This window comes from Lysinibacillus sp. GbtcB16 (genome assembly GCF_019091145.1).
Taxonomy (GTDB): domain Bacteria; phylum Bacillota; class Bacilli; order Bacillales_A; family Planococcaceae; genus Lysinibacillus; species Lysinibacillus fusiformis.
The window spans coordinates 1-249 of the sequence record NZ_JAGXJV010000698.1 but is presented as its reverse complement, the minus strand read 5'-3'; the positions used below and the strand labels follow the sequence as shown (position 1 = coordinate 249).

Genomic DNA, 249 nt, shown 5'->3' with positions numbered 1-249 from the left:
ACCGTTATCGTTATCTATCCTCTTTTGTTTGTACTAAGCGCTTCTATCAGCGAACCTTCCGTGGTAGCTAGAGGCCAGCTTTGGCTGCTGCCCAAGGGTATCAACTTCGTCGGTTACGAGCGTGTCTTTCAAAATATGGAGATATTGAGCGGGTATATGAATACGATTGTCTACACGCTGCTAGGTACAGCGATTAACCTCGTGCTGACGATATGCGCAGCGTATCCTCTGTCGAGAACAGACTTTCGC

Annotated in this window: 1 pseudogene; it reads left to right on the top strand. The window is 47.8% G+C overall.

Going from position 1 to position 249, the window contains the following annotated elements:
* Positions 1-249, top strand: a pseudogene (locus KVT27_RS26915) (carbohydrate ABC transporter permease); the annotation flags it as partial.